Origin of the sequence: Streptomyces sp. ALB3 (genome assembly GCF_044385685.1) — a bacterium.
Taxonomy (GTDB): domain Bacteria; phylum Actinomycetota; class Actinomycetes; order Streptomycetales; family Streptomycetaceae; genus Streptomyces.
Map to the genome: position 1 here is coordinate 181,600 of NZ_JBISCE010000039.1, position 18,682 is coordinate 200,281.

At 73.4% G+C, this 18,682-nt stretch carries 11 protein-coding genes; 9 read left to right on the plus strand and 2 right to left on the minus strand.

The genetic code is table 11. From position 1 onward, the window contains the following. Window positions 1–11: 11 nt before the first annotated feature. From ACHFIV_RS25490 to ACHFIV_RS25525, 8 genes are all read left to right on the plus strand, one after another. A complete protein-coding gene (locus tag ACHFIV_RS25490) occupies window positions 12–1,079 on the plus strand; it encodes a phytanoyl-CoA dioxygenase family protein (protein WP_398973399.1) in 1,068 nt (355 codons plus the stop codon). Between the two features lie 100 nt (window positions 1,080–1,179). Continuing rightward, window positions 1,180–4,671 carry an AMP-binding protein gene (locus ACHFIV_RS25495; protein ID WP_398973402.1) on the plus strand — a complete coding sequence of 1,164 codons (3,492 nt, stop codon included), beginning with the start codon at window positions 1,180–1,182 and terminating at the stop codon, window positions 4,669–4,671. Continuing rightward, window positions 4,668–6,353, plus strand: coding sequence for a polyketide synthase (locus ACHFIV_RS25500; protein ID WP_398973405.1), 1,686 nt, complete (start codon window positions 4,668–4,670; stop codon window positions 6,351–6,353). The genes ACHFIV_RS25495 and ACHFIV_RS25500 overlap by 4 nt, the downstream gene beginning before the upstream one ends. Beyond that, window positions 6,350–7,033 (plus strand): thioesterase II family protein, encoded by a 684-nt coding sequence (locus ACHFIV_RS25505; RefSeq protein WP_398973407.1) that lies wholly within the window; start codon window positions 6,350–6,352, stop codon window positions 7,031–7,033. Before ACHFIV_RS25500 ends, ACHFIV_RS25505 begins: the two co-directional genes overlap by 4 nt. Next, window positions 7,030–8,787, plus strand: coding sequence for an ATP-binding cassette domain-containing protein (locus ACHFIV_RS25510; RefSeq protein WP_398973410.1), 1,758 nt, complete (start codon window positions 7,030–7,032; stop codon window positions 8,785–8,787). Before ACHFIV_RS25505 ends, ACHFIV_RS25510 begins: the two co-directional genes overlap by 4 nt. Beyond that, on the plus strand, window positions 8,777–10,708 hold the full coding sequence (locus ACHFIV_RS25515; protein WP_398973413.1) for an ATP-binding cassette domain-containing protein: 1,932 nt from the start codon (window positions 8,777–8,779) through the stop codon (window positions 10,706–10,708). Before ACHFIV_RS25510 ends, ACHFIV_RS25515 begins: the two co-directional genes overlap by 11 nt. After that, entirely contained in the window at window positions 10,705–13,584 is a 2,880-nt protein-coding gene (locus ACHFIV_RS25520) for an AMP-binding protein (RefSeq protein WP_398973416.1), read from the plus strand. The genes ACHFIV_RS25515 and ACHFIV_RS25520 overlap by 4 nt, the downstream gene beginning before the upstream one ends. A 287-nt stretch (window positions 13,585–13,871) precedes the next feature. After that, window positions 13,872–14,579 carry a M24 family metallopeptidase gene (locus ACHFIV_RS25525; RefSeq protein WP_398973419.1) on the plus strand — a complete coding sequence of 236 codons (708 nt, stop codon included), beginning with the start codon at window positions 13,872–13,874 and terminating at the stop codon, window positions 14,577–14,579. 41 nt (window positions 14,580–14,620) lie between these two features. Here the strand turns inward: ACHFIV_RS25525 and ACHFIV_RS25530 are convergent, their stop codons facing one another. Together ACHFIV_RS25530 and dhaL are read right to left on the minus strand one after the other, a co-directional pair. Beyond that, on the minus strand, window positions 14,621–15,943 hold the full coding sequence (locus tag ACHFIV_RS25530) for a DUF1015 family protein (protein ID WP_398973422.1): 1,323 nt from the start codon (window positions 15,941–15,943) through the stop codon (window positions 14,621–14,623). Between the two features lie 5 nt (window positions 15,944–15,948). Beyond that, a complete protein-coding gene (dhaL, locus tag ACHFIV_RS25535; RefSeq protein ID WP_398973424.1) occupies window positions 15,949–16,641 on the minus strand; it encodes a dihydroxyacetone kinase subunit DhaL in 693 nt (230 codons plus the stop codon). Window positions 16,642–17,283: 642 nt separating this feature from the next. Between dhaL and ACHFIV_RS25540 the strand changes: the two genes are divergently transcribed. Beyond that, window positions 17,284–18,666, plus strand: a complete 1,383-nt coding sequence (locus ACHFIV_RS25540) for a nitrate/nitrite transporter (RefSeq protein WP_398973427.1) — start codon at window positions 17,284–17,286, stop codon at window positions 18,664–18,666. Window positions 18,667–18,682: the final 16 nt, after the last annotated feature.

Consider the following 18,682-nt stretch of genomic DNA (forward strand, 5'->3'; position numbering starts at 1 on the left):
GGGACGATTCGATGTCAGCCATTCGGAAAGCCACACTCGCGGACGTCCGGCGGTTCGCCTTCTGGGAGGACCCCGGCGAGACCTCGGCGCGCGCCCACGGATTCGAGGACGGCGTTCTGCCCGACGACCTCGAGGTCGTCGTCGACGAGGACCTGCGGGTCCACCTCCCCGGCTCGCGGATGCCGCTGGCCGCGGACCGCCGCTCCGACTGGGCGCTGTTCTGCCAGGAGAACTTCGGTCTCCGGTCCAGCTTCTGGCCCGAGTTCGAGCGCCACCCGCTCAACACCGACTTCACCTGGGACCCCATCGGTGAACGGGGCCGTATCTTCACCCAGGCCGAGGCCCGTCAGTACAACGAGCAGGGTTACGTGATCCTGGAGGACGTCTTCGACAAGGGCTTCCTCCAGCGGCTCACCGACGAACTCGACGAGCACGACGCCCGACGGCTGGAGACCCTGCGCCGGACGGGCAACACCGAGGCGGAGAAGAAGATGAGCTTCGGCGCCCAGCCCTCGCGGCGCCTGCGCGCGGTGCAACAGCTCTCCGTGCTGCCGCTGTTCCAGCACCTGGGCCACGACATCATCGGCCCCGACGTGCGGCTCTACTGGGACCAGTCGGTGTACAAGCCCGCCCGGTGCTCGGACCCGTTCCCCTGGCACCAGGACACCGGCTACACCTTCGTCGACTACGAGCAGCTCTTCACGGTGTGGATCGCCCTCACCGACGTGGACGCCGAGTCCGGATGCCTGCGGGTGCTGCCCGGCGGCCACCGGGTCGGCACGTTGCGCCACCACCGGAGCGAGTTCGGCAACTACATCTTCGGTGAGGACCCCCGGGGCATGATCCCGGTGCCGATGCGTGCGGGATCGATGGCCGTCTTCACCGCCACCCTCCCGCACATGACCGGCGGGAACGAGCGCGGCTGGGCCCGCAAGGCGATCATGCTGGAGTACGCGCCGGACGGTATGCAGCGGATCGCGCTCGACCCGTGGGGCAAGCAGATCAAGACCCCCGCGAACTACATGGAGAGCCACTACCTCGTGCTGAAGGACGGCGTTCCCACCGCCCCGAGCCTGTAGCCGCCCCTCGATGTCTCCGGACGTGAGGGGTCCGGGCAGGTGAAGGTCTCCGGGCGCGACAGGTCGCCGTACACGGGAAGTCTCTGGACACGGAATGAGCATGCGACACGACGAAACCCCGGCCCCAGGTCCGCTGACCGAGGCCCTCGACGAGGACATCCGGGTGCGCCGGTTCACGCGTGGCGCACCCGGGGCCGACGGCGCGTACGTCCTCGACGTCGAGCTCGAACGGGACGAACCGGCGGCCGGGTTGCGCACGCGCCTCGCCCGCCTGGTGCCGGGCGTCGAGGTGACCGAACTCCCGGCGGCGGGCCTCGCACCGGGGCAGGGGCCCGCCACGGCACGGGAGCGCCGGGAGCACACCCAGCCCCGCGTCCGCAGGCAGACCGGGATCATCGCGCTCGTCGGACCCCCGTCCGAGGTGGCCGACGGGCCCCGGGAACGTCTGGTGACCCTCGGCCACACGCTCACCAGGGCGGCCATGGGCGACCGGGGCATCACCGTGGTCGACACCGACGGAACCGGCACACGGCTGTCCTGGGCGGAGTTGAGGGACCTGTCGCTGGTCTTCGGAGCCCGGTTGCGGGCAGCGGCGGGCGGGCGGCCCGCGCGGGTCCTGCTGGCCACCGTGGAGCCCTCGGCGACCCTGCTGGCGTTCTGGTCCTGCGTCATGGCCGACCTGGACCCGGTCCTCGTCCCCGCGGAACTCCTCACCTCCCGTCCGGCGGACATCGAGACCTGGGTGGCCGGGCTCAGGGACGAGTACGGTTTCTCCCTGATCGTCACCCACCGGGACACCGCCGAGTTCGACGGTTCCGTCTGGGAACGGTTCGCCGGCCGGGGCATCCCGGTGGTGACGGCCGACGCCTCGGCCGCGCGTGCCGGGGAAAGCCCCGCCGGCCTGGCGGCCCGCCGCGCCTCCTGGGAGAGGGGCCACCCGCGCTCCGGTGACCCGGAACGCACCGTCTCCTTCATGACCTCCGGCAGCACCGGCCGCCCCAAGGTGATCGCCCAGCGCCACGCGGCCCTGCTCTCCGTCGCCGCCGGATCCAGCTGGATGAACGGCCTGGGCGCCCACGACGTCGGGCTGAACTGGATGCCCCTCTCGCACGTCGGCGGCATCATGATGAACCTGGTGCGGGACGCGTACATCGGCGCCGAGCACGTCACGGTCGCCCCCGGGGTGGTCCTCTCCGACCCCGAGGAGTGGTTCCGTCTGGTCGACGCCCACCGGGTCACGGCGACCTGGTCACCCAACTTCGCCCTCAAACTGCTCTCCCGCACCGCCGCCGCCCTCGGTGGCGGGTCCTCCTACGACCTGTCCTCGCTGCGTTTCTACCTCAACGGCGGCGAGGCCGTATCGGTCGGCGACGTACGGGAGTTCGAGAGCCGGCTGGCTCCGTTCGGCCTCCGGCCCGGCATCGTCGCCCCGGCCTGGGGCATGACCGAGACGTGCTCGGGCGTCACGTACAACACCTGCCTGGACACACGGACCGCCGCGCCCGGCGTCCCCTCGGTGGGCTTCCCGGTGCCGGGGACCGAGATCCGGATCGTGCCGCTGGAGGAACAGTCCGCCCACGGGCCGATGACCGGCCGGGTCGAGGTGCGCGGCCCCTCCGTGCTGGAGCGGTACGCGGTCGGCGCGGGCGCGGCCGACCCCGACGCCGAGGGCTGGTTCCGCACCGGGGACCTCGGGTGGATCGCCGACGACGGGCTCCACATCTCCGGCCGTGACGAGGGCAGGCTGATCATCAACGGCGTCAACTGGAACGCCGCCGACATCGAGACCGCCGTCGAGGGCGCGCCGGGAGTCGCCCCCGGGACGGCTGTGGTGGCCGCGCACCGGTCCCGGACCTCGGGCACCGAGGAACCGGTCGTCTTCTGCGCCGCCGCGGAAGGGGCCCTCCCCGACGGGCTGCCGGCAGCGGTGCGGGCGCACCTGCTCACCGGACTCCGGCTGGGCGTACGGCGCGTGATCGTCGTGGAGCCGTCCGACATCGAGCGGACCGGCATCGGGAAGGTGCGCAAGAAGCAGCTGGTCGAACGGTTCGTCCGGGAGGGCGACGAGGACGCCCGCACGTCGGCCGCCGGACAGGCAGGTCCGGTGCGCGGGTCGCGGGTCGTCTGGCTGGACGGGACCGCCGGCGGTCCCGCCGGTCCGGCGGGCGCCCTTCCCGTCCTGCTCGACCTGGGGACCCCTCCCGGCGTCCCCGGGGACGGACGCGCCGGAGTCGTCCTGCACGGAGCGGGTCTCGGGGCCGGCACCCTCCTCGACGGCCCGGAGGGCCTGCTGGCCGCCTGCGGCCGGTGGACGCCCTGGCTGGACGAGCTGTGTGCGCGACTGCCCAGGGCGGCACCGGTCACCGTCCTGGTCAGGGAGCGGGTGGACGGCGCGAGCCCCGCGGCGACCTCACACCCCCTCGCCGCCTTCATCCGCGCGTACCTCGCGGAACGCGGAATCGCCAACGTCCGCACGCTCTGGGCCGACCCACGGGCCGGCCAGGACGCCGTCCGGGCTGCGGCCGGCCGAGCCGACCTCCGGGACAGGTGCCTGGACGGCCGGGGGGCGGTCTGGACGCGGGCCCTCGTCCCCGTCACGCTGACGCCCGCGCAGGCCGGGCCCGCGCACCACGTCCTGGTCGGCGGGACCGGCCGTCTCGGCACCGCGCTGGCCGCACGGCTCGCCCGGGCCGGGCACCGTGTGACGGTCGCCGGGCGCACCGCCGCCGGCGGCACGGGCATCGCCTGCGACATCGGCACCGAGGAGGGCCGCGACGCCCTGCTGCGCGTCCTGTCCGGGGGTGAGGGCGGTGCCGTGGACGGAACACCGGTGCACCTCGTACACCTCGCGGGTTCCCCCGACATCGGAGACCAGGTGCCGCCCCCGGACGTCGTCCGTCCCAAGACGGACGGCCTCGACCACACGTTCGCGGTGGCGCGCGAGCTGGGCGCCACGGTGACGGTCCTGTCATCCGTCAACGCCCATCTGGGCGGGGCCGGCGTGCCCTACTACGCGGCGGCCTGCGCGGCGGCCGAAGCGCGCGCCGCGGTGTCCGACGTCCGTGCCGGGGTCATCTCCTGCTCCCGCGTCGAGGGCGCGGAACACCTGACCGGGGGCGAGGACGTCGCGACGCTCTCCGGTATCCGTACCGTCGCCCTCCAGGACCTGGCGGACGTCCTGACGGCTTCCGGACGGCCGGATTCGCTGCTCCTCGGAGTGGCGGCCCGGAACCGGTACCTGAACGAGGAGGGCGCCTGCCGCCTGCGGATACGGGTGCCCGGGCCGGCCGCCCCCGCCCCGGAGCCCACCCCCGCCGGGGCCGCGGGCGGCGGGGATCTCGCGGACCGGCTGATGCGCCTGACCCGCGAGCTGCTGCCGGGCCCCCTGGCCGATCCCGACGACAACTGGTTCGACCTGGGGCTGACCTCCGTCGACCTGCCGCTGCTGGCCAAGCGCATCGCGCGCGAGGAGAAACAAGAGGTCACGCTCGTGGACATGATGCGCTACCCCAGCGTCACCGCACTCGCCGGAGCGCTGGAGGACCGCGCTTCGGCGCGCCGTCCGGCCCCGGCGGCGGGCGGTGGCGCGTGATCACCGGCCCGATCGCGGTCATCGGCTACGCCGCCCGGCTCCCGGGCGGTGACAGCCTGGACGACCTGGACCGTTTCCTGGCCGACGGCCGCAGCGCGGTCCGCACGCACAGCCGCGAGGAACTGCTGGAGCAGGGCATCGACCCGGCCGAGCTCGACCACCCCGGCTACGTCCCGCGTTCGGCCGCCACCGGCTGGACCGTCGAGGGCGCCAAGCACATCGACATGCTCTCCGCCCGCGAGCGCCGCGTCACCGACCCGCAGCAACTGCTGTTCCTGGACTGCGCGGTGGCGGCCCTGGAACACGCCGGGATCCCGCCGCGGCAGGTGTCCGGCCAGGACGTGGCGTGCGTCGGCGGCATCGGCATGGGCCTCTACGCGGGCAACGACCTGTCCAGTCACTTCACCCACCACCTCCGGCACGACCGGACGCTCCTCGACGAGGCGGTACCCCCGGAGATCCTCGTCGGCAACGGCAGCGACCACACAGTCGGCCGCGTGGCGTACCGGCTGGGGCTGACCGGCCCCGCCGTCAACGTGCAGACCGCCTGCTCCACGGCGCTGGCCTCCGTCGAATACGCCTGCATGCTGCTGAACGCGGGCCGTGTGCGGCTCGCGCTCGCCGGGGCGGCCTCCCTGTACTTCCCCGCCAAGCGCGGCTACCGGCACGAGCGCGGCGGCATCCTCTCCCAGGACGGGGTCTGCCGCGCCTTCGACGCGTCGGCCGACGGCACGGTCGGCGGCAGTGGCGGTGGCGTGTTCGTCCTCAAGCGGCTCGCCGACGCGCTGAGCGACGGCGACGAGATCCACGGTGTCGTCGAGGGCATCCACCAGGGCAGTGACGGGTCGGCGCGCGCCAGCTACACCGCACCCGCCTTCGACGGACAACTGCGGGTCCTGCGTGGCGCGTTGCGCGCGGCGGGAGCCGAACCGGACTCCGTCTCCTACGTGGAGGCCCATGGCACGGGCACGCCCGTCGGCGACCTGATCGAGCTCAGCGTGCTCAACGAGGTCTTCGCCGGGCGCCCGGCGCCCCTGCCGGTCGGCTCCGTCAAACCCGCTCTCGGCCACCTCGACGCGGCGGCCGGCGTCGCCTCACTGGTGAACGTCCTCCTCGGGCTGCGGCGCGGCTCCATGCCGGGCACCGTGAACTTCACCCGGGTCACGGACGCCCTGGCCAACGGTGTCGCCCGTCCCTCCGCCGGACCGGTGGCGTTGCGTCCCACGGGTCCCGACGGTGTCGTACGGGTCGGCGTCAGCTCGTTCGGCGCCAGCGGCACCAGCGTGCACGCCGTGGTGTCGGACCGTGCCGTCACCGTCCGGCGGCCCGCCGCCCCGTCGCCCTCCCCCGTCGTCCGGGCCGCCCCCTCGCCCCCGGCGCCGGTGCCCGCCCCCGCTCCGGAGAGGCGTCCGGACACCGTCACCGACCCCGGGACGATCCGCCGGCAGGTGCTGGACCTGGTCCTGGACCGCGTCGTCTCGGACCGCCCCGCACCGGAGGAGGGCGGCCGCCTCGGCGCCGTCGAACTCGGTCTGGACTCCGTCGACCTGCTCGCGGTCTCCAAGGTCATCGCCTCCCGCTGGGCGGTGGAGTACGACGTCATCGACATGCTGATGTTCGCCAGCGTCGACGAGATGATCGACGACATCACCGCCCGTGCGACCGGCGAAGGCGGCTCATGACCGAGCTGTACTGCTTCCCGCACAGCGGCGGCCTCGCGCACCAGCTGCGTCCCCTGGCCGGCGCACTGGCTCCCCTGACGTATCGCGGGGTGGACTACCCGCGGGCCGAGGCCTGGGGAAGCCCTCCCGGCAGCGTGCGCGAGTTCGTCGCCGGGCGGCTCCGTGATCAGGAGGCCGCGGATACCGGTGAAGCCCCCCTCCTGTACGGGCACAGCCTCGGCGGACTGGTCGCGTTCGAGACGGCCCTGCAACTGGAGCGGCGCGGCACCCCGGCGGCCGGAGTCGTGATCGCCGCCGGGGTGCCGGGCGACGGCGTCCCCCGGCCCGCCCGGGTCGACGCCCGCACCTGTACCGACGACGAACTCTTCACCTGGTCCTTCGGCACCGTCCGGGACCGGCGGCCCACCCCCGCCGACCGGGAGGTGTTCGCCGCGTTCGCGCCCCGGCTCCGCCGCGACCTGCGCCTGTACGGCTCCTACCGTCCGGACGGCCGACTGGCCCGGACCCCCGCCCTGTTGCTCCTGGGCACCGACGACACCGTCTGTCCGCCGGGGGCGTGGGACCGCTGGGCGCCCTACCTCACCCGTCCGGTCCGCGCCGAGGTCGACGGAGGCCACATGTTCCACCTGGACGACCCGGCGGCGACGGCGGCCGCCGTACGGAACTGGAGGGCGGTGTGAGCGGCACACCCCGGACCTGGGCGGACAGGCTGCGGCTGACGCCCCTCGCCGTCGGGTTCCGCCCGCTGCCCGCCTGGACCCTCTGCACGGGCGCGGTCCTGCTGGTGGCCGCCGCGGCCCCGGCGGCGTCCGCGTGGTGCACCGGTCTGCTGGTCGGGTCCGCGCTGCCGGACGCGACGGGCACCGGTGCGGTCGCGCACGTGGTGGCCGCCCTGGTCGCGGTCTTCCTGGTGGGCCAGCTCGCGACGCTGTCGGTCGCCGCCGTCTCCGACCTGTACGGCGGGGCACTGGAACGGGTGCTCGAGGCCGCCGTCATCGAGGCGGCCGTGACCGCGCCCGAGGGCGCCGACGCCCCCGTACGGGCCGTGGTCGACACGCTGCGCGACACCGTGCCGGTCCGCCAGCTGGTGGTGGCGACCTGCCAGCACCTGCTGACCCGGGCGCAGGCGGTGGCCGCCGGGTGCCTGCTGGTCGTCCTCGCCCCTCTGCCCGGCCTGCTGGTGGTGGCGAGCTTCCTGCTCTGCGCGCTGCTGCTCGAATCCGACTACGACCGGGAGCAGGGCAAGGCGTACTCGGTTGCGGACTCCACCCGCCGCCCCCGCTACCTGCTCTCCCTCGCCTTCGCCCCCGCCGCCGCCCGTGAGATCAAGGTCTTCGGAGCGGCCGACTGGGCCGTGGAGCGCTACCACGAGGCGGCCACCGCCGACGGTGACGGGCCCACCCGCACCTCCTGGCCGGTCCGGGGCGCGTACGCGGCCGTGCTCCTGTCGGCGCTGGTCCTGCTCACCGTCCTCACCCGGCAGCCGGCGGGCGGCCCGCCGGACGCCGGGCGGCTCGCCGTCTGCGTCTCCGCCCTCACCGCGCTGACCGGCGTCTTCGCGGTGACCATGAACGTCGTCCACTCGGGACGCGCCGTCCTCCTGTTCGCCCACGTCAGGGCCTCCGGGGTACTGCGCCCGCGCCCGGACCGCGCCACGGACCGCGACCGCGCACGGCCGGTGCCGGGCGAGGGCAGCGTCGTCCGCTTCGAGCAGGTGTCGTTCCGTTACCCGGGCGGCGAACCGGTCTTCGAGGACCTCACCTTCGAGGTGCGTCTCGGGCGGAGCCTGGCGGTCGTCGGCCTCAACGGCGCCGGTAAGTCCACCCTGGTCCGCCTGCTCACCGGCGTGCTCCCGCCGGACCGGGGCACGGTCACCTACGACGGCCTGCCCGTCGGGTCCCCCGAGGGCCTGAGGCGCCCCGCCTTCGCCTTCCTCGGACAGCACTTCGTCCGCTACCCGGCGACCCTCGACCGGAACGTCACCCTCGCCCCGGGCGCGCCGGTCACCGTCCGGGAGGCCGCCCGCGAACTGGTGGCCGGCCTGGTGCCGGCCGCCGCTCCCCCGCCCCTGCTGGCCAAGGGGGTGCGGGGCGGCGTGGACCTGTCCGGCGGCCAGTGGCAGCGGGTCGCGACCGCGCGGGCGGTGCAGGCCCTCGACCCCGAGCACTGCCGGATCCTGGTGCTCGACGAGCCCACGGCGGCCCTCGACGCCCAGGCCGAGGCGGAGTTCTTCGGCGAGGCAGGGGAGCTGGCCGGGCCGGGGAACACGACGGTGATGGTCTCCCACCGGCTGTCCGGTGTGAAGGACGCCAACGAGATCCTGGTGCTGGACGGCGGCCGGATCCGGGAACGGGGCGACCACGCCTCGTTGATGCGACAGCGGGGACGCTACGCGGACATGTTCACTGCCCAGGCGAGGCGCTATGACGACTGAACCTTCCGAGCCGGCCGGGCCTTCCGCCGAGGCCGGCCCGTCCGTGGGGCCCCGCCCCTCCGGGAGGGGGCCCACCGCTCCCGTGCGGCCCTTCTCCTTCTTCCTCGGCCTGTCCTTCCGCGCCGACCGGCGCGGCGCCTGGACCACGCTGCTGCTCTTCACCTTCCGCCCGCTGGCCACCGTGGTGTTCGCGCTGGGGCTCGCAGGCATGCTCGCGGCACTGATCGACCGCGACACCGCGACCGCTGTCACCCTGGCCTGCGGAGCCTGCGCGGCGCTCGTCGTCCAGCTGGCGCTGTCCAGGACGGCGCTCGCCGTCTCGGCCCGCATGGTCGACCGGACCGGCCGGCTGGTCGACGAGGAGGTCCAGCGACTCCTGCACGGAACCCGGACGGTGGAGCACTTCCACGATCCCGGACTGCTCGACCGGCTGGAAGTGATCCGCGCCGAGAGGCCCCGGCTGACGGAGGGCGCCGACGTCACCGGCCTCATCGCGGGAACCCTGCTGAGGCTCGGCAGCACCCTGGTGGTCGCCGCGCTCGCCACCGGCTGGCTGCTGCTGGTCCCCGCCGCGTCGGTCCTCTCCTACGCCTGCACCCTGCGCGCCGAGCGGGCCCGGCAACGCGGCAGGGAGGCCGCCGCCGAGGCGGACCGGCTGCGTGCCGGGTACTTCGCGCTCGGCACCGACCCGGACCACCGCGACGAACTGCGGCTCACCGGAGGCCTCGCCTTCGCGCTCGCCCGGCACCGGGACCACGCCCGTGACGCCGAGCGGGCCCGCGCGCGCGGCGCCCGTACCGCTTTCGCCTGGTCGGCCCTGGGCGTACTGGTCATGACCGGGGCCTACGGCACCGGCATCGCCTTCCTGACCCGCTCCCTGCGCGACGGTTCCGCCTCGGTGGTCACCGGTCTGGCCGCTCTGCTGCTGCTGTCCGGCGTGACGGTGCTGACGGGAGCGCTGATCCGGTACGTGTCCTCCCTCTCCGACTCGCTGCGGGTCACCCGGATCCTGCTGGGCGTACGGACCGTCCTGGAGGAGCGCGCCGCCCCCGTGGCCCGCCCGGCGGCGGAGCACGGGGGCATCCGCATGCGCGGTGTGACCTTCCGGTATCCCGGCGGCAGCACACCGGCGCTCTCCTCGGTCGACCTCGATCTCCGGCCGGGCCGGGTCTACGCGCTGGTGGGTGCGAACGGCTGCGGGAAGAGCACCCTGGTCCAGGTCATGGCCGGGCTCCTTCCGCCGACCGAGGGCACCGTGACGGGCGGCCCGGGCATCGACCCCCGGCACGGCGGCGGCACCACGGTCGTCTCCCAGGACTACGCGCGCTTCGAGTTCGCGCTGGCCGACAGCATCGCTCTCGGCAACGACCGGGCCACCGACGAGGACCGCGCCCGCGCCCACCGGGACTCCGGCCTCGATGAACTCCTCGCCGGGGGACGGCTGTCGGAGAGCACCCGGCTGGGCCCGTCCTTCCCGGACGGCACCGGGCTGTCCGGCGGGCAGTGGCAGCGGATCGCGGTCTGCCGCGGCCTGCTCCCCGGCGGCGCCACGCTGCTGATGTTCGACGAGCCCACCTCGGCCGTCGACCCGCTCGCGGAGGACCAGTTGCTCTCCCGCCTCGCCTCCTGGTCACGGCGCTCGGCCCGCGCGCACGACGGCGTCGCGGTCGTGGTCACCCACCGGCTGTCGCTGGTGAAGGAGGTGGACGAGGTGATCCTGATGGACCGGGGCCGCGTGGCCGCCGTCGCCCCGCACGACGAACTGCTCCGGAACCCGCTGTACGGGGCGCTGTACGGAGCCCAGCAGCGGGCCTACGCGTCCGCCCCGGCCGGAGCCGGGGCGGACGCCGTCCGAGCCGCACCCCCTGTCCAGGCCGGCACCCGTGTGCGGGCCACCCAGGAGAACGAGGAACACCGATGATCGGATCGTTGATGCACAGCTCGCTCCTGCGGCGCGGCGGCGCGACCGCCGTGGTGGGCGCGGACGGCACCGGACTGGACGCGGCCCGCCTGCACGACGCGGCGGTCCGTCTGGCCTCGGCACTGCTGGCCGAGGGCGCGGGGCCCGGAGAGGCCGTGGCGATCGCGCTGCCGCAGAGCGTCGAGCAGGCCGTCGCACTGGTCGCCGTCGCCTACACGGGTGCCGACTTCGTCCTCGTCGACCTCGATGTCCCGGCCGCACGCAGTGCCCGGTTCCTGGACGCCGTACGGCCCCGGTGCGTCGTGGTCGACCCCGCCCGGCCTGGCCCCGGGGGCGAGCCACTCGCCCCCGCCACGGCGGCGGTCGTCCCGGTCCGGCCCGAGCGGCCCACCGACGGACCCCGTGTCGAGCCCTCGTTCACCCCGAGCGGCTACTACATCCAGACGAGTGGCACCACCGGCGAGCCGAAGGTCCTGCGCATCGACGGCGCGGCCCTGGAGAACCGCCTGCGATGGGGGCAGAGCGTCTACCCGCTCGCCCCTGACGACGTGGTGCTCTCGACCTCCCGCCCCAGTTTCGACTTCTACGTGTGGGAGTCCGCCGCCGCCCTGTGCTTCGGAGCCAGGCTCGTGCTGACCACCGCCTTCGAGGCCGCGAGCGCCGACGCGCTGTTCGGCCGGTGCAAGGACGAGGGCGCGACGACGGTCCACTTCTTCCCGCGCATGCTGGACGAGTTCAGCGGCCTGGCCGCGCTGTCCTCGGGTCTGCCCGCCCTCCGCCGGGTGTTCTCCGGCGGTGCGCCGCTGCCCGGCACGACCCTGGCGAAGGCCCGGGCGGCCCTGCCCGGCGTGGTGCTGTTCAACCAGTACGGTCCGGCGGAGTGCTGCATCGACGTCGCCTGGCTGGAGTGCGGCCCCGGCCACGAGCGGCACACGACGGTGCCCGTCGGCCGAGCCGTGGACGACACCAGCCTGACCGTGGTCGACGGGGCGCTGCGACCGGTGCCGTCCGGCACCGTCGGGGAGATCCTGGTCGGCGGGATCGCGGCCCGCACCACACGGGTGGTCTCCGGTGGGACGGCCGACGCGTTCGTCCCGTTCGACGCGGCCGACGACGCGGCGGGGCGACCGGGCCCGGGGCGCCGCACCGCTTACCGCACCGGCGATTTCGGCTACCTGGACGCGGACGGTCTGCTGCACTACGTGGGCCGCACCGACTCCCAGTTCAAGATCCACGGCGCTCGTGTCGACCTGACCGAGGTGGCTGCGGCGGTGCGCGGCCTCGACGGGGTGACCGACTGCCACGTCTACCCGGCGCGGGGCCGCGACCAGGAGGCCGCACTCGGCGTGGTGGTCGAGTCCGCCACCCTCACCCGGAGCGCCTGCCGGAGCCGGCTCGCACGAGTGCTTCCGCTCCACATGGTGCCGACCGCTGTCGACGTCGTGGCGAGCCTGCCGCGCACCTCGAAGCTGGAGGTCGACGTGGCCCGGCTGACCGGCCTGTGCGGGCTGCGGGTGCTGCGCCGTCACGTCGGGGCCGCCCCGGCGTCCGTCCCCGCCGCCCGGACGGCCGGCGGATGGGCGCGTGTACGGCCCGCCTCCCTCCCCGAGGAACGCCTCATCGGCATACGGCGCACCCCGGGACGCCCGCGCCACCTCACGGTGGCCAACCACCTGGTGATCAGAGGCGGTCTGGACGAAGCCCGCCTCACGGAAGCCCTGCGCCGGCTCGTGGCCAGGCACGCCATGCTGCGCACGACCTACGCCGAACTCGACGGCCGGGTGGCTGCGGTGGTCCACGAGCAGCCCGCGCCCGACGTGGTGGAGGTGCGCGAGCTGGTGGACGCGGCCGAGGACGCGACGGCGTCGGCCCATGTCCAGCACGCCCTCGCCCGTGAGGCGGACCTGTTCTCCGCCCCGGACCGCCAGAGCATGATGCGGGCGGTGCTCCACCGCCGCGGGGACGACCTCTTCTCACTCCTCCTGGTCTTCGACCACATCGCGATAGACGAGCGTTCCAAGGCGATGCTCCAGGAGGAGCTGGCCCTCCTCTACCGCGGCGACGGGGAGAAGCTGGGCCCCGCCACCCCCTACGACCCGGCCCGCGTCCGCAGCGACTTCCCCCCGGCCCGTGAGATCCCCGCCCTGGTGGCGGCCCTGGACCCGCTGCCGCCACGCGTCCTGCCCAGCCCCGACCCGGTCGCCGACCCCGACGCCTTCCGGGCCGGGTCGCACGAGTTCGCCCTCCTCGCCGGCCGGCGCCCGGAGCTGGACGGCCTGGTCCGCCGCCTGCGCTGCACCCGGTTCGAACTGCTCCTGGCCACCTTCTTCCTCGCCATGAAGACGTACACCGGGCAGGACGACATCCTCGTCGTCGTGCCCACCGACACCCGCAACACGGTCGAGGACTTCGAGACGGTCGGCTTCTTCCAGAACCTGATACCGGTGCGCTCCCGCACCGCCGCCACCGCGAGCCCGCAGACACTGGTCGACGACTGCAAGCGTGCCGTCCGGGCCGCCCTCGCCCACCGCGACTACCCCGTGGCCCGCCTGGCCGAGGAGTTCCGCGATCCGTCGGTCACCGTCCCCCGCCGCAACCCGGTCTGGCAGATCGCCTTCATCCACACGGCGGACGCGGTGGACACCAACTGGGCCCTCGACGGCCTCTCCGTCACGGACGCGCCACTCGAACTCCGGGAAGTGGGGCTGGAGTTGAACGTGGAGGTATCCGACACCCCGGCCGGTCTCGCCGCCGCGCTCCGCTACGCCGTGGGCGCGCTCTCCCCGTCGGACGCCACACGCCTCGCGGAGCTGTGGGACGAGGCGCTGACCGGAGTGCTGGAGGGGGCACGGGCCGCGGAGTCCGCGACGGCCTGACCTTCCGCCGGGCCCCGGGGCCGTGATCGCGGCCGGCCCCGGACCGCCGGCCCCGGGCGCCGGCGTCGCGTCACCGACGCGCACGGGCAGCGGATCACCCGGCACCCGTGTGAGCGAGACCGCCACAATCGCCCCAGCCACGGGAACCGACCTCCTACGATGGCGGATGCGCCGTGCCGACACCGCGGCGGAGGTGGCGCGTACGCCGCTCCGCCTCCGGTCCCACGAGTCGGCCCCGCCGCAGGGCAGGGGGCGCAGAGGGTTCCGAGCGATACAGGGGGCAGGGTATGGGGTCCGACCTTTCCGAGCGGGCAGAGGTCCAGCGGGTCGCGGGTCTGGTGGCGGCGCAGGAGAAGGCCATCGCCTTGTTCGCCGAGGTGGAGGCACGCGGCCTGGTCTCTCCGGGCGTCGGGGAGCGGGTGGCGAGCGACCGGATCAGGGATCTCGCCAACGCGATGTTCGGCACCACGAAACACTGGCACAAGCGCATCGTCCGTTCCGGAGCGAACACCCTGCGCCCCTATCAGGACAACCCCCCGGACCGCGTCATCGGCGACGACGACGTCGCCTTCGTCGACTTCGGTCCGGTCTTCGAGGAGTACGAGGCCGACTTCGGCCGCACCTACGTCTTCGGCGACGACCCGGACAAGCACCGGCTGCTGCGTGACCTGCCGGAGGTCTTCGACGCGGGGCGCGCGGTGTTCGCGGCGGATGCGGACATCACCGGCCGGGACCTGTTCGCCGCTGTCGAAGGGCTGGCGAAGGAGGCCGGCTGGGAGATCGGCTCCTGGCACACCGGCCATCTCGTCGGTGAGTTCCCGCACGAACTGAACGACGGCGCGCGGACGAACTCCTACGTCACCCCGGACAACGCCATGCCCCTGCGCCGGACCGACCGTGAGGGACGGACCTGTCACTGGATCCTGGAGTTGCATTTCGTGGACCGGGAACGCGGGTTCGGCGGCTTCTACGAGCAACTGCTGGACCTCGCCTGAGGCTCGGCGGAGGGCGGGGCCGACCCATGGGTGGTACCGGGTCAGTCCACTTCCAGGCTGCGGAGGAGCAGGCCCGAGGCAGGCTTCGGTCCGAACGAGGTCGTCTTGCGCGGCATCATGACCCCCTCGCGGGCAAGAGTGCGGACGAGTTCCTCGCGCACGGGACGCAGGATGACGGCGGTGGCCCGGTGGAGCTCGGCCTGTCGCACCACTTCCTCCGTGTCGTGCACGTATGCGATGTCCCGTGGGGTGTCCGGGATTCCCCATACGTGGGGCAGGAGCGTCTCGTGCAGGACCGTGGCGTCCAGCGTGCGCCATGTCTCGGGGCGGTCCTGCCGGACCGTCCGGGACAGGAGCGCCGGATCGGGCCTGTCGAGAAGGTGGAAGGCACCGTCGCCGGCGAGGAGGAAGGCGTTTCCGGCGGTCTTCGCCTCCCCGAGCGCGCGGAGGGCGTCGGGCAGAGAGGTCCGGAGGTGCCGCACGCGGAAGAAGGGGCTTGCCCGTGTCAGCGCGGCGGAGACCGGCATGCGGTGGAGGAGGCGGTGGATGGCGCGGACCTGGAGCGGGTGGCGTGCCGTGTCCACCAGGAGCACGAGTCCGCGGTCCCATGGCCCGGGGGCCGCGGCGTGCTCCTGCTGGAGGCGCAGGTAGGTGGCCCAGCGGTGGTGGCCGTCCGCTATGAGGGCCTGGCGGCCCGCCAGGTCGTCGATGACCTCGGCGAGTTCGGCGGGGCCGGTGACCGCCCACAGGCGGTGGCTGAAGCCGTCCTCCGTGGTGGTGGCCAGCAGAGGGCGTGTCGCGACCGTGCGCTCGATGACGGCGGCGGCACCGGCCACGTCCGTGTCGCCTCGGTAGGTGAGGAGCAGGGGTTCGAGGTGGGCGGCCGTGGCACGCATCAGGGCAGCGCGGTCCTCGACGACGTGCGGCATGACTTCTTCGTGAGGCAGCACCACGCCTTCCGCCGGAGCGGAGAGGCCGAGCGCACCGATGACACCTCGCTGGAGGAGGTCCCCGCGGGATTGCTCGTACACGTAGAGCGCCGGCTGCGGGTCGGGGGCGAGGATGCCGGCGGCAAGCCAGTCGCGCAGGGTCGCCGCGGCCAGTTCGTGACGCGCGGCGGCGCTGCGGGCCTGCGGAAGGATGAGCCGCACGATGTTGTTCGGGTCCGCCGACTCCAGGTGCCGCAGACCGTCCGGCCGTGTGACGACGTCGTAGGGCGGTGAGGTCACGGCGGCCAGGTCGCCGACCGCGTCCGGGACGTAGCGGAGGCCGCGCAGCGGGGCCAGCCGCAGGCCCCGCCTTCCGGCCGGTTCACGGGGCAGGTCCTCAGCGGTGCGCCGGGTCGTGCCGGAGAGGGATGTCATCCGGCTCACCTCCTGTGTGTCGGCTGGGCGGGACGCGACCCGGAGCAGGCCGGGCGGGCGAGGGACTGTTGCGGCGCCTGGAAGGTGTCGGCCAGGGCCCGGAAGACGAGGGCCGTCGATGTGGCGCCCGGGTCCTGGTGGCCGATGCTTCGCAGCCCGAGATAGGAAGCGCGGCCCTTGGCGGCCTGGAGGGGAACGGTGGCGCGCATGCCCGCCTCGGCCGCGCTCGCGGCGGCCCGGGTGGCGGGGCCGAAGCCGCCGGCGGCGGCGTGGCGGAACGCGGCTACGGCCGGTGCGTAGGCGTCGACCATGGTCTTGTCGCCGGGTGTCGCGGCACCCAGCTCCTGGATGCGGTCGAGACCTGCCTGGAGGGCGGTGGCGAACTCCTCGGGGTTCACCTCGTCGGTGTCTGGTAATGCTGAGCCTGTGGCGAACAGGGCGTTGCCGTAGAGAGGGCCTGCGGCGCCCCCTATCTCCGACATCAGCAGTCGGCCTGTGGAGGAAAGGATGCTGGCGGGCGTGCCGCTGAGGTGCGGCCCCCGCGTGATGACGGTGTGGGCTCGGGCGAAGCCGCGGGTGAGGTTGACGCCGTGGTCCGCGTCCCCGATGGCGGCGTCCAGCTCCGTCAGGTGGTCGCGTTGCCGGCTGATGAGCGTGTTGGCGTTGCCCACCCACTCCCGGGCGAGTGTGACGTTCACTGGCTGTTCTCTCCTCGTGGGCCGTCGAAGCGTGCTGAGCTGGGGTCACTGCGGGCGAGAGACTGTCAAACAAAGATGGCGTAAGTTCGGTACTGATGAACGGTGTTCATCAAAACGCACTCCCCGCATGGCGTCAAGGACGTACTTGGCCCACAGGAGTCCTGCCAGAACTGATTAACCATTTCCTATTGCTGAACAGCGTTCGGTTGATCTACGCTGCGGAAGCCAGGTCGCCGGCGCCACATTCTTCATGGGCCACATGCCACAGGCACAGGCCCTCTCCCGCCGACCGACCGCGTCTCGGCCACTGCACCGGGTCAGCTCCCGCACGGCGGGCCGCTACCGCCCCGCACCTGGGCCCGAAGCGACGATCGCCTCCGCCGCAGTCCCGTTCCAGCACAAGGAGAGCCCTTCCATGACCAGTCGGCGCCGTGAGGCCAGGTCGTCCGCGTCGCCCCGGAGGAACGTCCCGGCCCGCCGGGCGGTCCCCTCCGGCCTCCCGGGCCGGGCTCGCCGTCCGTGCGCGCCACCGTTTCCCGGTCGTCCGCCGTGACCTTGGCCAGAAAGCGCCACCCCGCCCGAACGTCAGCAGATCCCCTACAGCCAACCGGCCGTCTCTCCGAAACCAGAAAGAGAAGACTCATGTCGCGCAGACAGTCCACCCGGCGACGATGGATCGAAGGCTGGAACCCCGAGGACGAGGTCTTCTGGAACCGTTCCGGCAAGCGCGTCGCCCGCCGCAACCTGTGGCTGTCCGTTCTGTCCGAGCACATCGGCTTCTCGGTGTGGAGCATGTGGTCGGTCCTGGTGCTGTTCATGTCCCCGGACATCGGACTCGGCTTCGCACCCGGTGAGAAGTTCCTCCTGGTGATCACCCCCACCCTCGTCGGCGCCCTGTTACGGCTGCCCTACAGCTACGCCGTGACCCGCTTCGGCGGACGCACCTGGACCGTGTTCGCCTCGCTGCTCCTCCTCGTGCCGACGGCGTCCGCCGTCCACTTCGTGCAGCAACCCGGTACGCCCCTGTGGGTGTTCGTGGTCATCGCCGCCACGGCAGGAGTGGGGGGCGGCAACTTCGCCTCCTCCATGACCAACATCACCACCTTCTTCCCGCAGCGGCACCAGGGCTGGGCACTGGGACTCAACGCCGGGGGCGGCAACCTGGGCGTCGCGGTCATCCAGCTGCTGGGGCTGCTGGTGATCGCCACCGCCGGCGACACACACCCCTCGTACGTCGCCGCCGCCTACCTCCCACTGATCGCGTTGGTATCCCTGCTCGCGGCCCTGCGCATGGACAACGTCGACGCGGTACGCGCCACACCGGGCACTCAGCGCGAGGCCGTCCGTCATCGCGGCACCTGGTGGATCTCGCTGCTCTACGTCGGCACGTTCGGGTCGTTCATCGGCTACGGCTTCGCCTTCGGCCTGGTGCTGCAGAGCCAGTTCGGCTCCACGCCGCTCGAGGCGGCGTCCTTCACCTTCCTCGGACCACTGCTGGGTTCGGTGGCCCGGCCCCTGGGAGGCCGGATGGCCGACCGGTGGGGCGGCGCCCGGATCACCCTGCTGACGTTCATGGGCATGGCCGCGGGGACGGTTCTCCTGGTCATCGCCTCGCACACCAGGACGTTCTCCCTCTTCGTCACGGGCTTCACCGCCCTGTTCGTGCTCAGCGGCGTCGGCAGCGGGTCCACGTTCAAGCTGATCCCGGCTCTCTTCGGCAGGAACGCGGAAGAGGCGGTCGCGGCGGGCCGCGACGCACGGGCCGAGTTCGAACGCTCCAGGAGGCTGAGCGGCGCTGTGCTCGGCATCGCCGGGGCCGTGGGGGCGCTGGGCGGAGTCGCGATCAACCTGGTCTTCCGCGCCTCGTACAGCGGCCCGGACGGCAGCGGCACTCCCGCCTTCGTCGCGTTCCTCGCCTACTACGCCCTGTGCATGGCCGTCGTCCGCACCGTGTTCCTGCGCGGCGGGCGCCAGGAACCGCAGGAGCTGGACGCCCTCCCGAAGCAACCGTCAGGCGTCCGCTGAACCCCCGCACAACGAT

Bases quoted from the DNA above. Each gene is read 5' to 3' on its own strand.
- ACHFIV_RS25490 (WP_398973399.1), top strand. From the start codon at position 12: ATGTCAGCCATTCGGAAAGCCACACTCGCGGACGTCCGGCGGTTCGCC.
- ACHFIV_RS25495 (WP_398973402.1), top strand. From the start codon at position 1,180: ATGCGACACGACGAAACCCCGGCCCCAGGTCCGCTGACCGAGGCCCTC.
- ACHFIV_RS25505 (WP_398973407.1), top strand. From the start codon at position 6,350: ATGACCGAGCTGTACTGCTTCCCGCACAGCGGCGGCCTCGCGCACCAG.
- ACHFIV_RS25515 (WP_398973413.1), top strand. From the start codon at position 8,777: ATGACGACTGAACCTTCCGAGCCGGCCGGGCCTTCCGCCGAGGCCGGC.
- ACHFIV_RS25520 (WP_398973416.1), top strand. From the start codon at position 10,705: ATGATCGGATCGTTGATGCACAGCTCGCTCCTGCGGCGCGGCGGCGCG.
- ACHFIV_RS25525 (WP_398973419.1), top strand. From the start codon at position 13,872: ATGGGGTCCGACCTTTCCGAGCGGGCAGAGGTCCAGCGGGTCGCGGGT.
- ACHFIV_RS25530 (WP_398973422.1), bottom strand. From the start codon at position 15,943: ATGACATCCCTCTCCGGCACGACCCGGCGCACCGCTGAGGACCTGCCC.
- ACHFIV_RS25540 (WP_398973427.1), top strand. From the start codon at position 17,284: ATGTCGCGCAGACAGTCCACCCGGCGACGATGGATCGAAGGCTGGAAC.